Here is a 17,498-nt window from a genome sequence, read left to right as displayed (position 1 = left end):
AAATCGCTGCAGCGCATCGGCCTGAAAAAGGGCGACCGGGTGATGCTGGTATGCGAAAACCGTCCCGAATGGTGCATCGCCGATCTCGGCATCATGGCCGCCGGCTGCATCACCGTGCCGACCTACACCACCAACACCGCCTCCGATCATCAGCATATCCTCGACAACAGTGGCTCCCGCGCAGTGATCGTCTCCGACAGCAAGCTGGCGAAGAACCTGCTGCCCTCGGTGATTAGCTCCTCTGACGCCAATATCATCATCGGCATCGCCGACCTGCGGATCGGCCAGTCCGGTGATTTCGATCTCTACCGCTGGCACGATCTCGTCAAAGGCAGCGACGCGGATGTCGCCGAAGTGACCGAGCAGGTTGCCGGCATCACCCGCGACGAGACCGCCTGCATCATCTACACCAGCGGCACCGGCGGCAAGCCGCGCGGCGTGATGCAGCATCATGGCGCGATCCTGCACAATACCAAGGGACCGGCAGAGGTGATCGAGACCGACTTCGGCTGGGACGAGGAAGTGTTTCTCTCCTTCCTGCCGCTCAGCCACGCCTATGAACATAGCGCCGGCCAGTTTTTCCCGATCGGCCTCGGCGCCCAGATCTTCTATTCCGAAGGACTGGAGAAACTCGCCTCGAATATCGAGGAAGTGCGCCCGACGATCATGGTCGTGGTCCCGCGCCTGTTCGAGGTGCTGCGCGCCCGGCTGATCAAGACGGTGGAGAAACAGGGCAAGCTCCCCAATTATCTACTCGGCAAGGCGCTGGCGATCGGCGAACGCCAGACCGAAGGCACAGCGCGCCGGCGTGACAAGCTGATGGATCTCATCCTCGACCGGACCCTGCGCCCCAAGGTGCAACAGCGCTTTGGCGGCCGGATCAAGGCGATGGTCTCCGGCGGCGCGCCGCTCAACCCGGAAATCGGCACCTTCTTCCAGTCGCTCGGCCTGACCCTGCTGCAGGGCTATGGCCAGACCGAATCCGGTCCGATCATCGCCTGCAACCGCCCGCGCACCGGCCTCAAGATGGACACCGTCGGCCCGCCGATGATCGACACCGAGGTGAAGATCGCCGAGGACGGCGAGATCCTCGTCCGCGGCGAACTGGTCATGCACGGCTACTGGCGCAACCAGGAAGAAACCGACAAGGTGCTCAAGGACGGCTGGCTGCACACCGGCGATATCGGCCATATCGACGAAGCCGGACGGGTCGCGATCACCGACCGCAAGAAGGACCTGATCGTCAACGACAAGGGCGACAATATCGCCCCGCAAAAGGTCGAGGGCATGCTCACCCTGCAGCCGGAAATATTGCAGGCGATGATCGCCGGCGACCGCAAGCCCTATATGGTCGGCCTGATCGTCCCCGACCCGGAATGGGCGCTGGAATGGTCGCGCGAACAGGACTTGCCCTATGATTTCATCGAGCTGCAAGCCAACCCCGTGTTCAAGGCCGCGGTGCGCGAAGCCGTCGACCGGGTCAACGAAGGCCTGTCGGTCATCGAAAAGGTCCGCCGCTTCGAATTTGCCGACGAGCCGTTCGCAATCGAGAATGAGGAACTCACCCCGAGCATGAAGATACGGCGGCATGTGATCCGGGAGAGATATCTGGAGCGGATGGACGCGCTTTATAAGAAGTGAGGGTGTTGAATTGGACAGCGCGAAATAATTCCTGAGGTGGCCAGGCTCTAAGATTTCACCCGACCAATGAGCGAAGAGTGGCAGCCAGGTTTTCAGCATTCCTTTGCAGATTGTGTTTCACTTCGGCTACGTGGAGCGCCTGCCGCGACATCGCTTGGTAAGCGTTCTCGTCGTCGAAGATTCGCTCGATTTCTTCAACCAGAGCCAATAGCGCTTCATCGGCAGGCAGACGCGTGTAGGGTGGTTCGTACAAGGTCTCGTGCAGGCTGACTTGAGTCCCGGCCCCGCCCTGAACTTCGGGAGCACCGCCCTTGGTGGTGATAATTGCCGGAATTCCATTCATCAGCGCTTCGACGATGACGCGGCCGCCACTTTCCCACCAAAGGCTGGGCGCCAGAAGAAGGCGCGCGCGGCCGTAGATGGGGCGCATGTCAGTGGAAAGGGGGCTGACAATCACATTGCGAAGCAGACGTCGCTCTTCGCCGTGGCACCGGAAGGCATGATCTTTGACCTCGTCCCAGCCTCCGCGCGACTGAACCACTTCAAACATGATGTCGGGTCGGCGCTGCTCCATGAGGATCGCCAGCCGCGCCACCAAAGCGCCGCCTTTGGCATATGACGGATTGACAAAGAGGACGTGCCGTCGATCGTGCTCGGATGCCACAACCATCCTCCTGTCAATGAACTTTCCCACAGGCTTGACATTGATGCCGAGCCGTCCGGCATAAAGTTCGGCGGTGGCCTGCGTGTCGGTCATGATCAGGTCTATGTCCCGGTGCCAACGCGCGGCGCGATAGTTGCCATTGCTCAGGTAAAACGCGACCTTGGCTCCAGCATGACGGGCCTCGTCTGCTATCAGGAAGTCGAATGGCAGACCCCCGTAATAATAAACTATGTCGGGCTTGAAGGTCTTTATCGCCTCGCGATATGACTGGTACCAGGCGAATTCTTCTCTCGCCAGCAGCTCACCGCGCTGGGTTGAACAGGTAACCAGGAGCTCATGTGTGAGCGGGCCATCCTTAATTTCAACCCGTCGGCCTTTATGCTCACGGATCCTGTCCCAAGTTGCTCCAAGTACTTCCGCGCCTTCGGCAACGTCGAAGACCGTTGCGCCGAGAATGCGGATGTCAAACCCTTGCATAGCCAAAGCTAGCAATTGTTCCCTCACAGACATCGAGGCGCCACTACTGCGATCAAGCAGACAATATAGATTTGCCCAAAGAATGCGTGGTCCCATGACATTTCCTATACAAAAAACCGTCCGCCTTACTAGTGGCTTTGCTTGCTCCGCACTTGCTGATATCCAATCGGTTCCTGTTGAAACACAATTGATCACAATGCCAACTTGCAGATCATGACGGCTCCAAGGGGCTGATGCAAAAATGCCTCCATTGGTTGAGCGCCTTGCGATTCTGCGGGCGAGCATTCGGATGCTGGCGATTGTGGCACCACATCCCACCATCGGTGCACCCTCATCCAACTGCATCTGGTCGCCTCCGCCAGGATTACGGCGGCAAGATTTCCTATCCGTCTCCCGTGCGGGAGAAGGGTCAAAAGCGTTTGGCGTCTTCCACTTTGCGTCTTCGTGGCTTCGCCCAAGCCCATGATCCCTCCGTCACCGCAAACGGCGCATCAGGGGGAACTTTTCCCTCCCGCGGCCGTTGCAACAGAGAGGCCCCCAAACGGAGAGACCCCCTGAATTTTAATCCGATCACCGCCAATGGCTGCAAAGCACGACCGCGCGCGTCAAGGCGTGCGCCGGTCGCTGGTCCCGGCGGGTCCCTCGCCCTGCGCCACCCCGATCTTCCTGAACGGGCCTGCTGATGCGGCTGGTTCTCCTTGTCATCGCCCTGGCGCTGCTGCTGCGCGGCTATGAATGGGTCGCGCGCGATTACCGGATGCCATGGACGCCGCTGTCGCTGGCCGCGCCGATCGGCCCGTTCACCACCCGGAAAATTGGCGCACTCGCCGACGATACCCCGCGCTGCCACCGGCTGCTGGAAGAAGCCGCCATCGGCTATTCGCCGCTGCCGCCGGTCGATGGCGGTCCGGATTGCGGCTATGACAATGGCGTCGCTCTCAGCCAGGACCAGCCCCAGGCCATCGCCTACAGCCCGGCCGCCCAGGCCAGCTGTCCAGTGGCGGTCAGCCTGGTCCTGTGGGAAAAGCAGATCGTCAACGCTGCGGCGACGCGCCATCTCGGCACCTCAGTGGAGGAAATCACCACCTATGGCAGCTACAGCTGCCGGCGGATCGGCAATGGGCGAAGCGGCAATTTCAGCGAACATGCCGGGGCCAATGCGATCGATATCGCCGCTTTCCGTCTTGCCGACGGGCGCACCATCTCGGTCGCCGGCCACTGGGGCGCGGATGACGAGCGGTCCCGGTTTCTGAAAGAGGTGCGGGACGGCGCCTGCACGCTGTTTGCGACGACCCTGTCGCCGGATTATAACAAGGCGCACGCCGACCATCTGCATCTGGATCAGGCGCGGCGCGGTGGTTCCCGCTATTGCCGCTAGGATCAGGCCCGGTTTCGATGCGGTCAAGATCTTACAATGCTGCAGCAGGCCGTCACAGAGAAGAAAATCCAATATTTGTAGCCGCTTATTTTTGGAAAGTGCATCTGGGTTCACAGTGGGTTCAAGCGAACAGTGCCAAAGTTCTTTCCGGAGACTAAAATAAAATAGACTGTTTTTGGAATTTAAAGCGCCGCTATTTTAATTCAACGGAACCATATTGCCTTTGTGGCGTTTGATGTGGTCAAGGAGTCCCGATATGCAAACCAAGTTTTTCTTAGCCGGAATTGCGTTGCTTAGTCTTCCGCTCTCGATGCCTGCTCACGCGCAGGATAAGGGGAAAAGCGGACAGGGTAGTGAGAAAAGCAAATCAGGCGAGCGCAACAGCGGCCCTGGCAAAGCAGCAGGCCCTGCCAATAGAGGGGCAGACAAGGCGCAGGATCGGGCACCGAAAATAACCGGTCAGAACGCTCGAGCTGTCGGCAAGATTGATGCCGGCAATGGCAAAAAACCTGCATCGCCAGCAAATGATCGGGGGCCTGCTGATCGCAAGAGTGACCAGCGAGGCAATAGTGACCGAGCGGCAAATATTCCGCGCGGTCAAGATGGAGTCGTTGAGAATTTTCGGATGCGTAGCTTGAAGGATGGCCGCTATGTCTGGCGCGAACCAGGCTTTCAGGGATGTCCTCCGGGCCTCGCGAAGAAGGGCAATGGCTGCCTGCCTCCCGGTCAGGCCCGCAAGCTTGGTGGCATTGATGACCGGGGAACGCGTTGGCTGCGTTATGCTAACTGGTTTGGTGGAAATCGCGGCGGTGACTGGCGTTACGACCGGGGCTATGCTTATCGCGTTGATCCGGTGACAGGCCTCGTCGGGGGCATTGTGCCGCTTCTGGGCGGCGCCTTATTCGGCGGCAATACATGGCCCCAGAGTTATACGAATTACAAAGTCCCGTCTTATTATGAGCGCTACTACGGATCGGGCATCACCGACAGCGTTCGCTATGCCGACGGAGCGATTTTCAGGGTAGATCCCGAAACCCGGATGATTGGTTCCATCGCCGGTTTATTGACCGGCGACAATTGGAATGTCGGCTCGCCGGCGCCAAAGGGGTATGAACTTTATAATGTCCCCTATAATTATCGCGACCGATACGCCGACACCAGGGCGAGTTCCTACCGTTATAACGATGGCTATGTTTACGAAATTGATCCGACAACCCGGCTGGTCCGTCAAGTCATTGAATTGATCGTCTGATGGCGCGCGGTCATAAATCTTGTCGTCCGGCGGTCCGGAAATTGTCGATGGTTGTCGCGCTTGCCGCCATGCTTGGGGCTTGCCAGGACAATGACCAGCAAGCAGCCGATAATACAGGTGTCGACGCAAGTGTTGATAGCAAAATGGTGACGACCGCGATTGGCGATGCCGCTGACCTTTCGATATCAGCCAAACTCATCGGCACAGCCCAGCTTGGGACTGCGCTCGACGGCGAAGGAAGCTACACCGTGTTTCTGCCGGTTGATGACGCCTGGAAGTCTCTCGAGACGGCTGAGCGCCAGGCTATCGAAAGCGCAGAGAACCGACCCCAGCTGATTTCGGTTTTGCGGCAACATATCGCGCCGGGATATGTCCTTGAATCGGATCTGGAAAAAGGTTTGTCCGAGAAGGACGGATCGGTGACACTGACGACCATGGGTGCAATGCCCATTACATTGCAGCGGGACGGCCAGACCATCACGCTTGGGCAAGGCAAAGAAGCGCCCCGAATAGTCGGTGCGCCCATTGTCGCCGGAAATGATGTGGTCTATCGCATCGACCGCCTCATTCCCCCGCCGGAATGAGATGCGGCTTCCTTCTTTATCTTTGGAAAATAGTTCCTGGTAACAGCGCATCCCAACGCCCTGATACCGCAATCCCCAAATTCATCTCCGGAAAAGCGCTTTCCTACACCAGTGCCAATGGTATATTATCGTAACCGGTCCCACGGCAGGCGCGGGAAAGGCTCTTTGACAATTTAATCGGAACGACGCTGCGTCATGTCTGCATAGTTTTCATGAACTATGCGGACACCTCTGCAAGGTCACACTCGGCGCCAAGCCGATAACCCGCAAAGCTAGTAAATCTGGGGCTTCGGGCCAAAGGTCACAGAAAATAAAACCGGCTGGTGGTGTAAAGCTGTCCGCGAGCGTCAACAATGATCAGGTTGGCACGAAGATCCAAAGCCGCAAGAATTTGAATATTGCGCGCGACCCCTCTTCAGTGTCTTGGCGCTTGGCGTCTTGGTGGCTTCGCGCGTGCCAGTTAGCCATGTCGGAAAGGAGGCAACTTTTCGAAATAGTGATGCCCGCAACCCAACGCGCCATGAACGGCGTGACAGCGCACCATTGTTCTGACCAGGACTGGCGGGTCTAAGCCGGATGACCCCGGCTCGCACCGATTGCGAAAGCTCAGTCGGCATCCTTGGTATATGGCACAAACTCGCCAAAGGCGCAGCTGCCCATCGATGCTCTGGTACCATGGTCGATCAGCTGGACCGTCTCGCCCCGGCACAGCGAGGATGTCGGTTTGCTGTAGGACAATATGCTGTTGTCGGCATTGTAGCATCCGCCGTGCGGCTTGTTGACGTAGATCGTCTTGGCGTTGCGGTTCGACCCGAAAATCAGGATGTCATCGCTGATCACCGTCATATTGCGTTGATCGTTGCGGTTGATGCAGGACCGGGGTTCCCCTGCGGTCCGGCCTTCGAGCCTTTTGTCCAGCTCGGTTTGCTGTTTCTCGGTGAGCGTGATCTGCTCGCTACTGACAGCGGGCGCGCTCAGCAACAGTGCGGCAGGGATTGCGAAAAGCAGTTTCTTCATAACCTGTCTCCAGTCGTCCATGAACCGGCAATGATGCGCCGGCATGGCTGAACCCCGAATGAAGCGGATTCAGAAATTGTCCTTGGCCAGCCGCCGCGCCGCCAGTTCCGCCACCGAGTCTGCCCGCATGAACGGATTGGTGGCGCGTTCCAGCTTGATCGTGGTCGGGACCGTGGCCTCGCCGCGGGCGCGCAGCGTCAGAACTTCGGCCATGCGCTCCTTCAGCGCCAGATTATCCGGCTCTGCAACCAGCGCATATTCGCCATTGCTCTGCGTATATTCATGGGCACAATATATTTTGGTGTTGTCCGGCAGCTTCTCCAGTTTGCGCATATTGTCATACATTTGCGCCGCCGTGCCCTCGAACAGCCGGCCGCAGCCCATCGCGAACAGGGTGTCGCCGACGAACGCGACCTTTTCGGCAGGGATATGAAAGGCGATATGGCCAGCGGTATGCGCCGGCACGTCGATGACATCGGCGATCACCTCGCCGAGCCGGACCGTATCCCCCTCTTTCACAAAACTGTCGAGCGTCGGAATCCGTTCCCGCTCCGCTTCCGGGCCGGTGATATGGCATCCCGTAGCCTCCTTGATCGCCGCATTGCCGCCGGTGTGATCGGGGTGCCAGTGGGTGTTCCAGATCTGGGTAATGGTCCAGCCGCGCGCAGCCGCCTCGGCCAGCACCGGCTCGGCTACCGCCGGATCGACGACCATGGTCTCCTGTGATTCAGGCTCGTGGACCAGCCAGACATAATTATCGGACAATACGGGAATTCGGATGATTTCAAGCATGGCAGTCAATTTACACTGCCAATCTAATCCTGTCGATGATTAACCGTTCAATAGGAGTTCTACCCTATTGAGCCAGGCTGTGCACCAGTGACCATGGGAAGGTACCATCAATTGCGTTTGCTTGCCGCATGCCTTGCCTTTCTGTTCCTCTGGTCCCCCGCGCTTGCCGAAGTGCCGATGTCGGAACAGCTGTGCACGCAAAGCAGCGCGCTGGATGTGACCGCAGCGACAGTGGTGAAGTCCGGCAAGGCCTTTGATTGCTCAGACAATAAATATGCCCTCGACGGGCCCCGGGTCTGGGTCAGGATTCCGTTTCTCGCGGAAACGCTGCCACCTGGAACGGTCGAGGTCCAGGGGGACAATAATGGCCTGAGCCGGATGCAGGTGCATGCGCTGCTCGATGACGGGACACTTCTGTCATCGGATTTTTCGCCACAGGCGGTGGTCGATAGCTGGCGGCCCAAAGGCCATTATGGCCTGCCCGTCCCGGGTTCGGAAGACCCCGGCATCCGCAGCCGGATCAAGACGATCTATGTCGCGATGGACAATCCCAAGGTGGTCAGCTCGATATCGCTGATCCAGCTGGCATCGAAACAGAAATGGGATGACCGGAAACTGCCCTTGTCGATCATGTTCGCCCTTCTCTGCGGTATGGCGATCATGCCGCTGATCTATAATCTGTTCTTCTACGGAGCGCTGCGCTACAATTTCATGCTGTGGCACAGCCTGATGATCGGCGCGACCGTGGTCTATACCTACAGTTCCTCAGGCCTGATGTTTATCAGCTTCCCGGAAACCAGCCTGATCACCAAGATGCTCATCAACTACTGGTCGCTGGCGATCGGGGTTGCCGTCAGCGGCATTTTTCTGCTCCGCTTTGTCGAGTCAGGAAAAATTGCTCCCTGGCTGCAATCCACCCTTTTCGTGACCGCCATGCTGCCGCTCTTTGTAACCGCGATCGTCATGCGGCTTGATGGCGGCTATAGCATGGACGCCCGCAACTATTACCACGCCTCTTTTCTGCCGGTTTTCTTCCTGGTGCTCTATTCGATGGGCCATGCGCTGCGACGCGGCAGCATAGCTATCTGGTTTCAGATTGCCGGCTGGACGCCGATCATCCTTTTCAGCTTGGACCGGGTGGCGCGCGGCCTGGATCTTTATATCGGCTGGCCGGTGCTCGATTACGGACTCTATTTCGCACTGGTCATGGAAACCATCATCCTCGCGCTCGGGGTTGCCTACCGCATTCTCCGCTTGCGCCAACAGCATGAAAATACATTGAGCAAGCAGGTCGAACTAACGTTGCTCGCCGATACCGACGGATTGACCACGATGAACAATCGCCGGTCCTTTGACCGGGAGTTTGAGAGCAACCAGCGCGATTATCGCTACAGTCACCTTGCGATTTTCGACATTGACTTCTTCAAGCGGGTCAATGACCGCTATGGCCACGAAATCGGTGACGAGGTGCTGCGGGTGGTAGGCAGAGAGCTTGATGCGACACCGCATTTCGCCGCCCGGATCGGTGGCGAGGAATTTGCCCTGCTGATGCAGAATGATAGCCGGGACAAGCGCAAAAACTACCCGGCAATTGCATTATCCGAAATTTGTGAAACCCTGATTAAGCTCGTTCATGACGAAGTTCCGGAAATCCAGGAATCGGTCACATTCTCTGTCGGGGTTGCGCCGATTACCAAAAGAATTTCGCTGCGCAAGGTGATGGCGACTGCGGACCGACGCCTGTATGATGCCAAACGTAATGGCCGCAACCAGATTGTCTGGATCGACATATCCGCGACCAAAGCGGCAAGGCCCGCTGGGACAGCTTCGGTTTAAAGCGCCCGGGCGACTACCACTCGCCGATATTTTCCATGCTCGCCCACGGTTCCTGAACCGGCTGATTCCCGCCCTTCTGCAGCAGTTCGACGGAAATATTGTCCGGCGAGCGCACGAAAGCCATGTGCCCGTCGCGCGGCGGCCGGTTGATCGTGATACCGGCATCGATCAGCTTCTGGCATGAATCGTAAATATCGTCGACCGCATAGGCAAGATGGCCAAAATTGCGACCGCCCTGATATTTCTCCGGTGCACTGCCATCTTCCGGTGGCCAATTATAGGTCAGCTCGACTTCGGCAATATCCTTCTGGCCAGGACATGCGAGAAAAATAAGCGTGAAGCGCCCCTGTTCGCTTTCATAACGGCGGACGTCTTCCAGTCCCAGGTGACCGAAAAACGCAACGGTTGCGTCCGGATCGCTAACCCGGATCATGGTATGCAGAAATTTTATAGACACAGAGAATCTCCATTCATCGCTATTCAGAAACGGTTCATCGCAAAAATTGCAATGCGGAACCGGGTCATTTGCGATAGCCTATGCGGCTTTTGAACTGAGGGAAAGAGTTGTAGCGGGACAAAACCTTCTGGAGTCAGGGACAAGAGGTTCTGGAGCACTAGAAATCCCGTTTTGTGCATGCCTGTAGCGAAATTTTTGCCCATCCTGACCTAGCCCACGCCTGGTCGCGACATGCCGGGTTTCATATGCACTGTCGTCAGCAGATCATGGAAGTTGAGCCCGGTCGGAACCTGGTCGGCCAGCTCGAGGAAGCGCGTCCATGCGGCCGCAACCTGGTGGCTGCTGTCGGCCGACATCTTGGTGGCACTGTGATGCGTGATACGCACGGGCACGGCGCGGTAGGCGTCCTGGACTTCCTTCTCGATCTCGCTGCGACTCATCATCAGTTGCTTATGATCAATTCCTTTGCCGGTGTCACCTGCCCGCTGACCCGATAGTTCAGATTGACCTCTTCGATATCGAAGCCGGCGAACAGCTCGCGTATCTCCGGCACGGCATTTATCGACAAAACGAACCGGCCCTGGATGGCCGCTAAGAGGTCTCTCAGCACGGTAAAATCCGCTTCTGAGAAGATGTTCTTGCCATAATCATCGGTGCACCCCCAGTAGGGCGGATCAAGATAGAAGAGCGTGCCCGGCCGGCTGTCATATTTGGTGATCAGCTCGGCATAGCCCATGCATTCAATGATCACCGGTGCCAGCCGTTCATGGACGTCCTGCAGCATTGGCTCCAGCTTGGTCAGATTAAAACGGGCACCGCCATGGAAGTCGATACCCATATTGCGGCCCATGCCGCCAAAGCCCATCCGCTGCAGATAAAGGAATCGCGCCGCGCGCTCGAGATCGGTCAGCGTGTCCGGGTTGCTGTTCTTCAGGCGCTCAAATTCCGCCCGGCCGGCGAGTTGATATTTCAGCGTCTCGATAAACTGCGGAAAATGCCGCTGCAGGATCCGGAACAGCGTGGTCACATCCTTTGAGATATCATTGATCACTTCCATCTTCGGCCGCATTTTGCGGCGAAAGAACGGTCCGCCCATGCCCACAAACACCTCGACATAACGCGCGTGATCGATCGCGTCGAACCGCTCGACCAGTCGGCCGGCCAGTGCGCGCTTGCCGCCCAGATAGGGAGCGACCGGCTTTGCCGGCAGTGCCGGCGTCATCTTGTTCAATCTATTCTTCATCTTTGCATCCCATAAGCGCCCTCGCCGGGTGTCCGGTGAGGGAATTGACGGCAGCTGCAGCTGCCCGAGATGCAGGCTTGTACCCTGCGGATCGCAGCGTTGACGCGCTGCGGCCTCCCTCTATTCGCTGGCGGCTGGCGGTGTGTCCTGGCCGGACGATTCCTCCTCCGGCAGCTTCACGAAAAACTCGTCCTTTTGCTTGATGGTCAGGCCTTTTTTGGCCAGCTCCTCGCTGTCCATTAAATCCTGCCCTTCACGCGGTGTCTCGGTCGATTTCAGGGCTGCAATCAGCGCCTGCTTATCCAGTTCCACCTTCTCCCGCAGGAAGCGCTTTGCAAAACGGTCGGCGTCCGGAAATGATCGCAACCAGACAATGATATCGACGTCCTTTTGGTCTTTCGGCAGTTTCAGCTTCGGGGTGGTCAGCCGTTCGCCGATCGTCACCGGGCCCAGCTCCACCGATCGCTTCTTACCATCGGTCAGGGCATCCTCGTTGGCCGAATAATAGGCCTGCAGCTTGTCGAATGCGATTCCCAGCTTTGGCTTCAGAACCGCGACATTTTCGTCGCGCAGCGCCTTGGCCTGATCGATCTGTTCGTCGCAGATGCTATCGGCCCGCGCCATCGCCCGTTCGAGCTCGGCATATTGCCGTAAAGTTCGATCACGCCGGTGCGACGGTCGACCTTTTTCTGATCGGCGGCGAGCAATGCCATACGCAGCTGCTCCGGTGTCGCCTTGCCGATCGGCGCGACCGCATAGCTTTCATTGAAAGCATCGTCGAACGAGCGGCCCCTGGCCATTTCTGTCCGACGACCGGGGCGCGCGTTGTGAAGTGCGATTCCCTTTGCGGCGATCCGCTTGAATGTCTCGATATCGACCGCGCGGTCGCCATAATTCTCCGGCTTGGCATCGACATTGTTGCCGGTATAGCAACCGGCCAGGGACGGATGCTTTGCAATCGTGTCGCAAAGGTCTCTGAAACCCCTCTCAATCGGCTTTGATTGGCCGCGATAAGGCAGCGCCCAGTGGATCTTGATGCCGAGCGCGGTCAGGATGCCGGTTGGCTCCTCTTCGCGGATCTTGAAGCGGAAACGCGATTTCGCGCCGCCCGTTATCCATTTGGACGCAAAGGCCCGGCCATTGTCCAGAACGCAGGCCTTGGGGATGCCAAAATCGCGGAACAGATCGGCAAAGGTCAGCCGGGTTTGCACCGCGCTTTCGCTGCCACCGATGCGCCAGCTGAGTATTTTTCGGCTGTAAATGTCCTGAGTGGCGACCATCAATGGCCGGAACACCTTGCCGTCTGGTCCCTTGGCAAAAACATCGAATTTGTGGCCATCGATATTGACCATTTCCAGCGCATGGAGACCGGCGACGGTCCGTTTCTGGGCGGGCATTGACTGGCGCAGCGCCTCTTCGCCGTCGCGCTTCAGCATGATCACGCGGGCATCAACCTCGCGCTTCAGCTTGCGGGCAAATGTCTTCTGGATCGGCAGCGCGATTCCCCGCGCGTCGGCGATTTCCTTTGCCCGGTAATAGCAGCTGGTCAGCGTAGGTTTTTCCGCCCGCAGATAGTCCGATTTGAAATATTGCCAGATATCGGCATCGATCTCGGCCTCTTTGCCGCCGCCCTTGCGCTTTGGCGCGAGCACCGGCAGCCTATCATCATGGGCAATGCCCTCGACATCGCTCAGCCAGCCCCATAGCGTCGATGCGCCGATTTTGTGATGATCCGCCGCTGCCGGTACCGCTGCGCTGCGCTTCAGCCCGGCCGCTTCCAGCGCATCGACCTGATCAACCACCGCCAGCCGCCGCAGCGCCTCGGTCTTGACCGTGTCATTCTGCGAATCGTACCAGCTCCAAAGCTGGCTCGCGCTTCCCGGTGCCTCGACGATATCACCGGACATGGCGATGCCGCGCTTGATCAGCTCGGTTCTGGCCGATTGCGGCAAAACACTGATATGAAATTCGGTACCGCCGCCCCGGCCGCTGCGCCGCCGCATCAGGGGCTGGCCTGTATCATCGACCGCCAGCGCCCAGCGCTCGTCCTTCGCGCGCATGTTCACCTTGCGCTTGTCCCTGGGCAGGCCGGGCAGCGACATATCCGCGAGTTCGGCTGCGCTATACCAGATTTTGGTACCAATATGCTTCATTGACCGCCCCGCTTGATTGGATTTGTCGATTTTTCCATCGCTCTGATTTCTGATTTGATCTCGGCCAGCTGCCGCTGCAGGTGACCCAGCCGCGCGGTGTTGATTTCCTCGCCAAACAGGCAGGCGACACCGATCCGGCGCAGCAATGCGTCGAGAATATCGACCCGCTCGGTCACCGCCATGATCGCCAGAAAGCGGTGCATGGGCACGTTGTGATCTTCCCGCGCTTCGGCGGCATAGGCATCCAGCATGAATTTTGAGATATCTTCGTCGAGCAGCTCGGAAACCTTGCCCGCAATCTCGAACCGGGACCGGCCATCTTCCTTCAGCGCCGTGGCGACGCCGGAAGAGACCATCCGGTCCAGCCCGGCCAAAGCCGACGCATCGCGCGCCGGTTTCGGCGCATCGAAAGAGAAGATCAGCTGATCTGCGCTGAGGGAGGGGCGGCGTTTTTTAACCATTGAGTTGGCCGACCTCACTCATTTCATGGAGAATGGCCTTCAGCATGGCCTCACTTCTGCCTGCGCCGCTGCGCTGATCCTCAAGGAAAGGGTGTTCAGCCCATTCATCACATTCCATGATGCCAAGAATATCAGCCAGCTCATCAGGATCGACGGCATGTTTTGGTCTGAAAAACGCCAGGCACAGACCGCCAAATACTGGGCTGCATTTTGTCATTTTCTGATAAGAAAAGGCTTCACCCATCTGTGTGAGTGCCGCCGAAACGACTGGCCGACCGTAAAGCTTAACCGCCCGCTCGACGGCCTTGAATATTCCTATCTCACCGGGCTTCCAGTTCACCCGCGCGCTATGCGGTGCAATTTTTAGACCGGCATCTTCCACTAAATCGCGCACTTCGATGGCAGCATGATCACCGGCGGCTATGCGCGCTCTGAATTCATCAAATGGTGTAAATTTCTTGCGATTCGCATTCGCCTGGACAAACAGCAGAGCCTCTTCCGCAATGCTCGAAAAAAGCGATACCGAAGCGGGCAGGTGAACAATATCACCCCGCATTCTGGCCGCAGCGAGGCGATGCTGGCCGTCGAGCACATAAAGACCCTCTGACCGCTGTGAAACTGTCAATGGCACGCAAAGCCGCCAATCCCAGTATTCGGCAATATTTTTGATAAGCGTCTGGCTACGAGACGTATCGGCGCTGCGCTGATAGTGATCGACAATTTTTAGAGTGGAAACCTCGACATACTGGATCGCTGGCGGTGTACCCTTTGGGGCATTGAACCTAGTCATTGGCGGCACCTTTCTTGGGATAAATTCTGCTCGGCGGACAATGATCAGCCAGATGGATGTCGCTGCGAACCGGCCCTTCCACGATCCGCTTGGGATGGCCGATGCCCAGAAGCCCGCGGACAACCTGCGGCTTCAGGAAAAGCGGAGGGTTTGTTAGATTTCCGGCCATCAGTCCCTCAACATCCATTGAGCATTGAAATCTTCGAACCGGGTGCCACACTGGTCGATCATCGCGGCGTCCTGCCCGACGGCGGAATTGTCGATCCGGTCCAGTTGGCGCGACTTGCGCGATTCCCGGCGCGCATGCCGCATCCGCCGCTGCGCTTCTGCCGGCGTGATATTCAGCCGCAGCGCCATCTGCATCGCGATCCGGCACCGGCGATATCGCCGTCCCTCTGCGGTCAGACCGGGCATCATGACCGCTCCTCTTTCGGGCGCGGTGCGATATGGATGGTGCGGGTTTCTCCGGGCAGAGTGACCACCTGCTTGTCCCAGACAACCCACATATAATCGACCTTGCCGCGCTTGAACGCTTGGTCTCCCAGCTTCTCGATCAGATTGCCCGGCGGCATCGATGGCCGCTCGTTGAGGATCAGATAGAAGCGTGGCGGATATTTGGTCAAAAAGGCATGGCGCGCTTCACCGGCCAGCCATTTGATTGGCAAAAGCGCACAGACCTTATGGGTTGCAAGCCTCAGGGCCTTTTCACAAAATTTTTCAGCAAGTCCACGGACCAGCTTACCGTCCTGCTGCGAATAGGGCGGGTTGGTGACGATCGATAATTTGACATCGCTGCCAATTTCGATGGCGATTTCGAGAGCAACAAAGTCTGCTTCGCCGCTTAAAAAATCGACGCTCTCAACTTTTTCATCCAAGGTCCAGTGGTATTGGGAATTACCTACTCTGATGTCGCTGCCGAGAACCGTAATTGAAATATCTTCCAAGGGGTTCCGCCAGAAAACATCACAAATATTTGCGGCGCCACATGCCGGATCCCAAACGACATGTCCTTTGAAAGCTAAATGACCAAGCGTCTCAATCAGCTGCTCGGTCACCCATGCCTGCTCGACATACCAGTCCCATGGATGGCGATCCGGCTTGTCCTTGCCCTTCGGCGTATCAACGCCGCCAGTCAGCTCACCGCCGCTCATGACGCCCGCCCCAGATAGGGCAGCGTGAAATATGCGGGAGGCTGGCTCGGTAAAACACCAGCCTCCCTTGCCTTCGGACGCCGGTTTGGAGCATCGGCGCTGCGACCCGAAGGAAACACGTCTTTGAAATTCTGCTCGGCCTGATCGATATGGTCGATCGCCGCGCGGATATTGTTGGCAAAGGCCGCTTTCCGGCCCGGGTTGTTGTTCCAGTGAATGTTGCGGCGCAGATCGGCGGGAAGCGCAAACCAGTGGTCGCGACACATCATATGGCCATAAGGCACCGATTTGCGGCAATGGGTGGCTGCGCAGGTGGTCATTTTACACCATCCGCAATGATGCAAGCCGATGGCAGGTTCAGTACCGGCATCGTCTTGCGCGGACATAGATAGGGCAGCCAATCGATCTTGCTGACGCCTTCAATCAGCGCCTTCCAGCGCCAGATGGTGCTGCTGTTGATCCGAAAATCCCGTGCGGTCTCGTTTATGGCTGCGGTATAATTGAGATAAGCCTTCCGATTATAAAGCTCACAGCGACTCATGACCTCGGACCGAAATAAAGCCTCCAGCTTCCTATCAGCAGGCTGGCGCTCAAACCATTCCATTGCGGTTTCTTGGCGCTCGCGACTATTCATCTGCCGCATCCTCAGCATCCAGACGGTCAAACTCATCCCTAAATTCTTGGCGCATCCCGGCCGGTACGCTTTTAGCAAAATCTGGGATCATTCGCCTTTTATGGGCGGTGCTTAGACGGCTCCAGGCGCTGGTAATTTGTCCAGTAAACTTGTTATATTTCCGTTCGCTCTCGACGGGATGAGGGCCTTTGCCCCTACTGGCGGCAAGCGCATCTGCTACCTTCGCGAATGGGGCTTCGGCATATTTGGCGTTGGCATGGACAAGAAGCCCGAAGACGTGCTGCTGCTCATCTTCCTCCAACTTGGCGAACGCCTTCAACTCGCTGGCATTTTTCAGGATCGGGTGCGACCGCTTGCGAACTGTCGCGATCCTTTGTGCCGGAATACGGCGAAAAATCATTAAAGCGCGCTCGATCGTAGCCTTTGAAAGATCAAGTTTTTCTGCGGCTTCTTCTGTCCAGCCATATGCAACCGTCATTGTGACGTTTGCATCATTGGCATCATCGGAAAGCTTATCCTGCCAGCGCGTCAGGGCCGATACCGAACGCCCATCGGCATCGGGATCAACACCGCGCTTCAGCTTTAATGTGCGGACCAGCTCGGCGATAAAAACCGCCCGGTCATAAGGGTCCAGGTCTTTGCGCCAGATATTCTCGCTGATCTCGCCAAGTTTGCGATCAAGCGCATCGGGTCCGACCAGAATGGCCTTGATCGGCGACAGATCCATAAACGCCTGTGCCGCCGCCAGCCGGTGCGCGCCAGAAACCAGCGTAAAGTTCTTGCGCCCTGGCAGCTTGCACACTTCCACCGGCATCCGCTGCCCTTCGGCCAGCATGATTTCGCCCAGTCGCATGACCCAGTCCTCATCCAGAGGCCGGAGCCGCTCGCCCATCTCGATTTCATCAATCGGTATGCGCATCAGGCCTTCAATCGGCACAGCAGGTCCGGAAAGCGTGCCCGGCATCGGC

At 57.7% G+C, this 17,498-nt stretch carries 21 protein-coding genes; 5 read left to right on the top strand and 16 right to left on the bottom strand.

Going from position 1 to position 17,498, the window contains the following annotated elements; all coding sequences use genetic code 11:
• Positions 1 to 1,641 (top strand): long-chain fatty acid--CoA ligase (locus tag ACEW8J_RS02220; protein WP_373489994.1); only part of this gene is annotated, 1,641 nt, incomplete at its 5' end.
• Positions 1,642 to 1,696: 55 nt separating this feature from the next.
• Here ACEW8J_RS02220 and ACEW8J_RS02215 read toward each other — a convergent pair.
• Complete coding sequence (locus ACEW8J_RS02215; RefSeq protein ID WP_373489993.1) at positions 1,697 to 2,878, bottom strand: glycosyltransferase family 4 protein; 1,182 nt, start codon at positions 2,876 to 2,878, stop codon at positions 1,697 to 1,699.
• A gap of 586 nt (positions 2,879 to 3,464) precedes the next feature.
• Here ACEW8J_RS02215 and ACEW8J_RS02210 point away from each other — a divergent pair.
• The 3 genes from ACEW8J_RS02210 (at position 3,465) to ACEW8J_RS02200 (ending at position 5,996) form a co-directional block, all read left to right on the top strand.
• Entirely contained in the window at positions 3,465 to 4,160 is a 696-nt protein-coding gene (locus tag ACEW8J_RS02210; protein WP_373489992.1) for an extensin family protein, read from the top strand.
• A gap of 625 nt (positions 4,161 to 4,785) precedes the next feature.
• Entirely contained in the window at positions 4,786 to 5,412 is a 627-nt protein-coding gene (locus ACEW8J_RS02205) for a hypothetical protein (RefSeq protein WP_373489991.1), read from the top strand.
• 47 nt (positions 5,413 to 5,459) lie between these two features.
• A complete protein-coding gene (locus ACEW8J_RS02200; RefSeq protein ID WP_373489990.1) occupies positions 5,460 to 5,996 on the top strand; it encodes a fasciclin domain-containing protein in 537 nt (178 codons plus the stop codon).
• A 606-nt stretch (positions 5,997 to 6,602) separates the two neighbouring features.
• Here the strand turns inward: ACEW8J_RS02200 and ACEW8J_RS02195 are convergent.
• Together ACEW8J_RS02195 and gloB are read right to left on the bottom strand one after the other, a co-directional pair.
• Positions 6,603 to 7,013, bottom strand: coding sequence for a hypothetical protein (locus tag ACEW8J_RS02195; protein ID WP_373489989.1), 411 nt, complete (start codon positions 7,011 to 7,013; stop codon positions 6,603 to 6,605).
• A 69-nt stretch (positions 7,014 to 7,082) separates the two neighbouring features.
• The gene (gloB, locus tag ACEW8J_RS02190) at positions 7,083 to 7,805 is read right to left on the bottom strand and encodes a hydroxyacylglutathione hydrolase (RefSeq protein WP_373489988.1); all 723 of its coding nucleotides are present in this window, start codon (positions 7,803 to 7,805) and stop codon (positions 7,083 to 7,085) included.
• A 111-nt stretch (positions 7,806 to 7,916) separates the two neighbouring features.
• Between gloB and ACEW8J_RS02185 the strand changes: the two genes are divergently transcribed.
• Positions 7,917 to 9,641: a diguanylate cyclase gene (locus tag ACEW8J_RS02185; protein WP_373489987.1), complete on the top strand. Its 1,725-nt coding sequence runs from the start codon at positions 7,917 to 7,919 to the stop codon at positions 9,639 to 9,641.
• 13 nt (positions 9,642 to 9,654) lie between these two features.
• Here ACEW8J_RS02185 and ACEW8J_RS02180 read toward each other — a convergent pair whose 3' ends face one another.
• The 13 genes from ACEW8J_RS02180 to ACEW8J_RS02120 all read right to left on the bottom strand — a co-directional run bounded on the left by ACEW8J_RS02180 (position 9,655) and on the right by ACEW8J_RS02120 (position 17,449).
• Positions 9,655 to 10,074, bottom strand: coding sequence for a VOC family protein (locus ACEW8J_RS02180; protein ID WP_373489997.1), 420 nt, complete (start codon positions 10,072 to 10,074; stop codon positions 9,655 to 9,657).
• 233 nt (positions 10,075 to 10,307) lie between these two features.
• A complete protein-coding gene (locus ACEW8J_RS02175; protein ID WP_373489986.1) occupies positions 10,308 to 10,541 on the bottom strand; it encodes a hypothetical protein in 234 nt (77 codons plus the stop codon).
• Positions 10,541 to 11,341: a DNA adenine methylase gene (locus ACEW8J_RS02170; protein WP_373489985.1), complete on the bottom strand. Its 801-nt coding sequence runs from the start codon at positions 11,339 to 11,341 to the stop codon at positions 10,541 to 10,543. The genes ACEW8J_RS02175 and ACEW8J_RS02170 overlap by 1 nt, the downstream gene beginning before the upstream one ends.
• Before the next feature lie 120 nt (positions 11,342 to 11,461).
• Entirely contained in the window at positions 11,462 to 11,965 is a 504-nt protein-coding gene (locus ACEW8J_RS02165; protein WP_373489984.1) for a host-nuclease inhibitor Gam family protein, read from the bottom strand.
• Complete coding sequence (locus tag ACEW8J_RS02160; protein ID WP_373489983.1) at positions 11,887 to 13,494, bottom strand: transposase domain-containing protein; 1,608 nt, start codon at positions 13,492 to 13,494, stop codon at positions 11,887 to 11,889. Before ACEW8J_RS02160 ends, ACEW8J_RS02165 begins: the two co-directional genes overlap by 79 nt.
• Positions 13,491 to 13,955, bottom strand: a complete 465-nt coding sequence (locus ACEW8J_RS02155; protein ID WP_373489982.1) for a hypothetical protein — start codon at positions 13,953 to 13,955, stop codon at positions 13,491 to 13,493. Before ACEW8J_RS02155 ends, ACEW8J_RS02160 begins: the two co-directional genes overlap by 4 nt.
• Positions 13,948 to 14,745, bottom strand: a complete 798-nt coding sequence (locus tag ACEW8J_RS02150) for a DUF6551 family protein (RefSeq protein ID WP_373489981.1) — start codon at positions 14,743 to 14,745, stop codon at positions 13,948 to 13,950. Before ACEW8J_RS02150 ends, ACEW8J_RS02155 begins: the two co-directional genes overlap by 8 nt.
• A complete protein-coding gene (locus tag ACEW8J_RS02145) occupies positions 14,738 to 14,914 on the bottom strand; it encodes a hypothetical protein (protein ID WP_373489980.1) in 177 nt (58 codons plus the stop codon). The genes ACEW8J_RS02150 and ACEW8J_RS02145 overlap by 8 nt, the downstream gene beginning before the upstream one ends.
• A complete protein-coding gene (locus ACEW8J_RS02140; RefSeq protein ID WP_373489979.1) occupies positions 14,914 to 15,162 on the bottom strand; it encodes a hypothetical protein in 249 nt (82 codons plus the stop codon). Before ACEW8J_RS02140 ends, ACEW8J_RS02145 begins: the two co-directional genes overlap by 1 nt.
• A complete protein-coding gene (locus tag ACEW8J_RS02135; protein ID WP_373489978.1) occupies positions 15,159 to 15,896 on the bottom strand; it encodes a hypothetical protein in 738 nt (245 codons plus the stop codon). Before ACEW8J_RS02135 ends, ACEW8J_RS02140 begins: the two co-directional genes overlap by 4 nt.
• A complete protein-coding gene (locus tag ACEW8J_RS02130) occupies positions 15,893 to 16,216 on the bottom strand; it encodes a hypothetical protein (protein WP_373489977.1) in 324 nt (107 codons plus the stop codon). Before ACEW8J_RS02130 ends, ACEW8J_RS02135 begins: the two co-directional genes overlap by 4 nt.
• Positions 16,213 to 16,560, bottom strand: coding sequence for a hypothetical protein (locus ACEW8J_RS02125; RefSeq protein ID WP_373489976.1), 348 nt, complete (start codon positions 16,558 to 16,560; stop codon positions 16,213 to 16,215). The genes ACEW8J_RS02130 and ACEW8J_RS02125 overlap by 4 nt, the downstream gene beginning before the upstream one ends.
• Positions 16,523 to 17,449 carry a ParB N-terminal domain-containing protein gene (locus tag ACEW8J_RS02120; protein WP_373489996.1) on the bottom strand — a complete coding sequence of 309 codons (927 nt, stop codon included), beginning with the start codon at positions 17,447 to 17,449 and terminating at the stop codon, positions 16,523 to 16,525. The genes ACEW8J_RS02125 and ACEW8J_RS02120 overlap by 38 nt, the downstream gene beginning before the upstream one ends.
• Positions 17,450 to 17,498: the final 49 nt, after the last annotated feature.

Origin of the sequence: Parasphingorhabdus sp. (assembly GCF_041748495.1) — a bacterium.
Lineage (GTDB): Bacteria > Pseudomonadota > Alphaproteobacteria > Sphingomonadales > Sphingomonadaceae > Parasphingorhabdus.
Note: the sequence above shows the minus strand (reverse complement) of the source record. Positions and strands in the feature narration are given on the sequence as shown.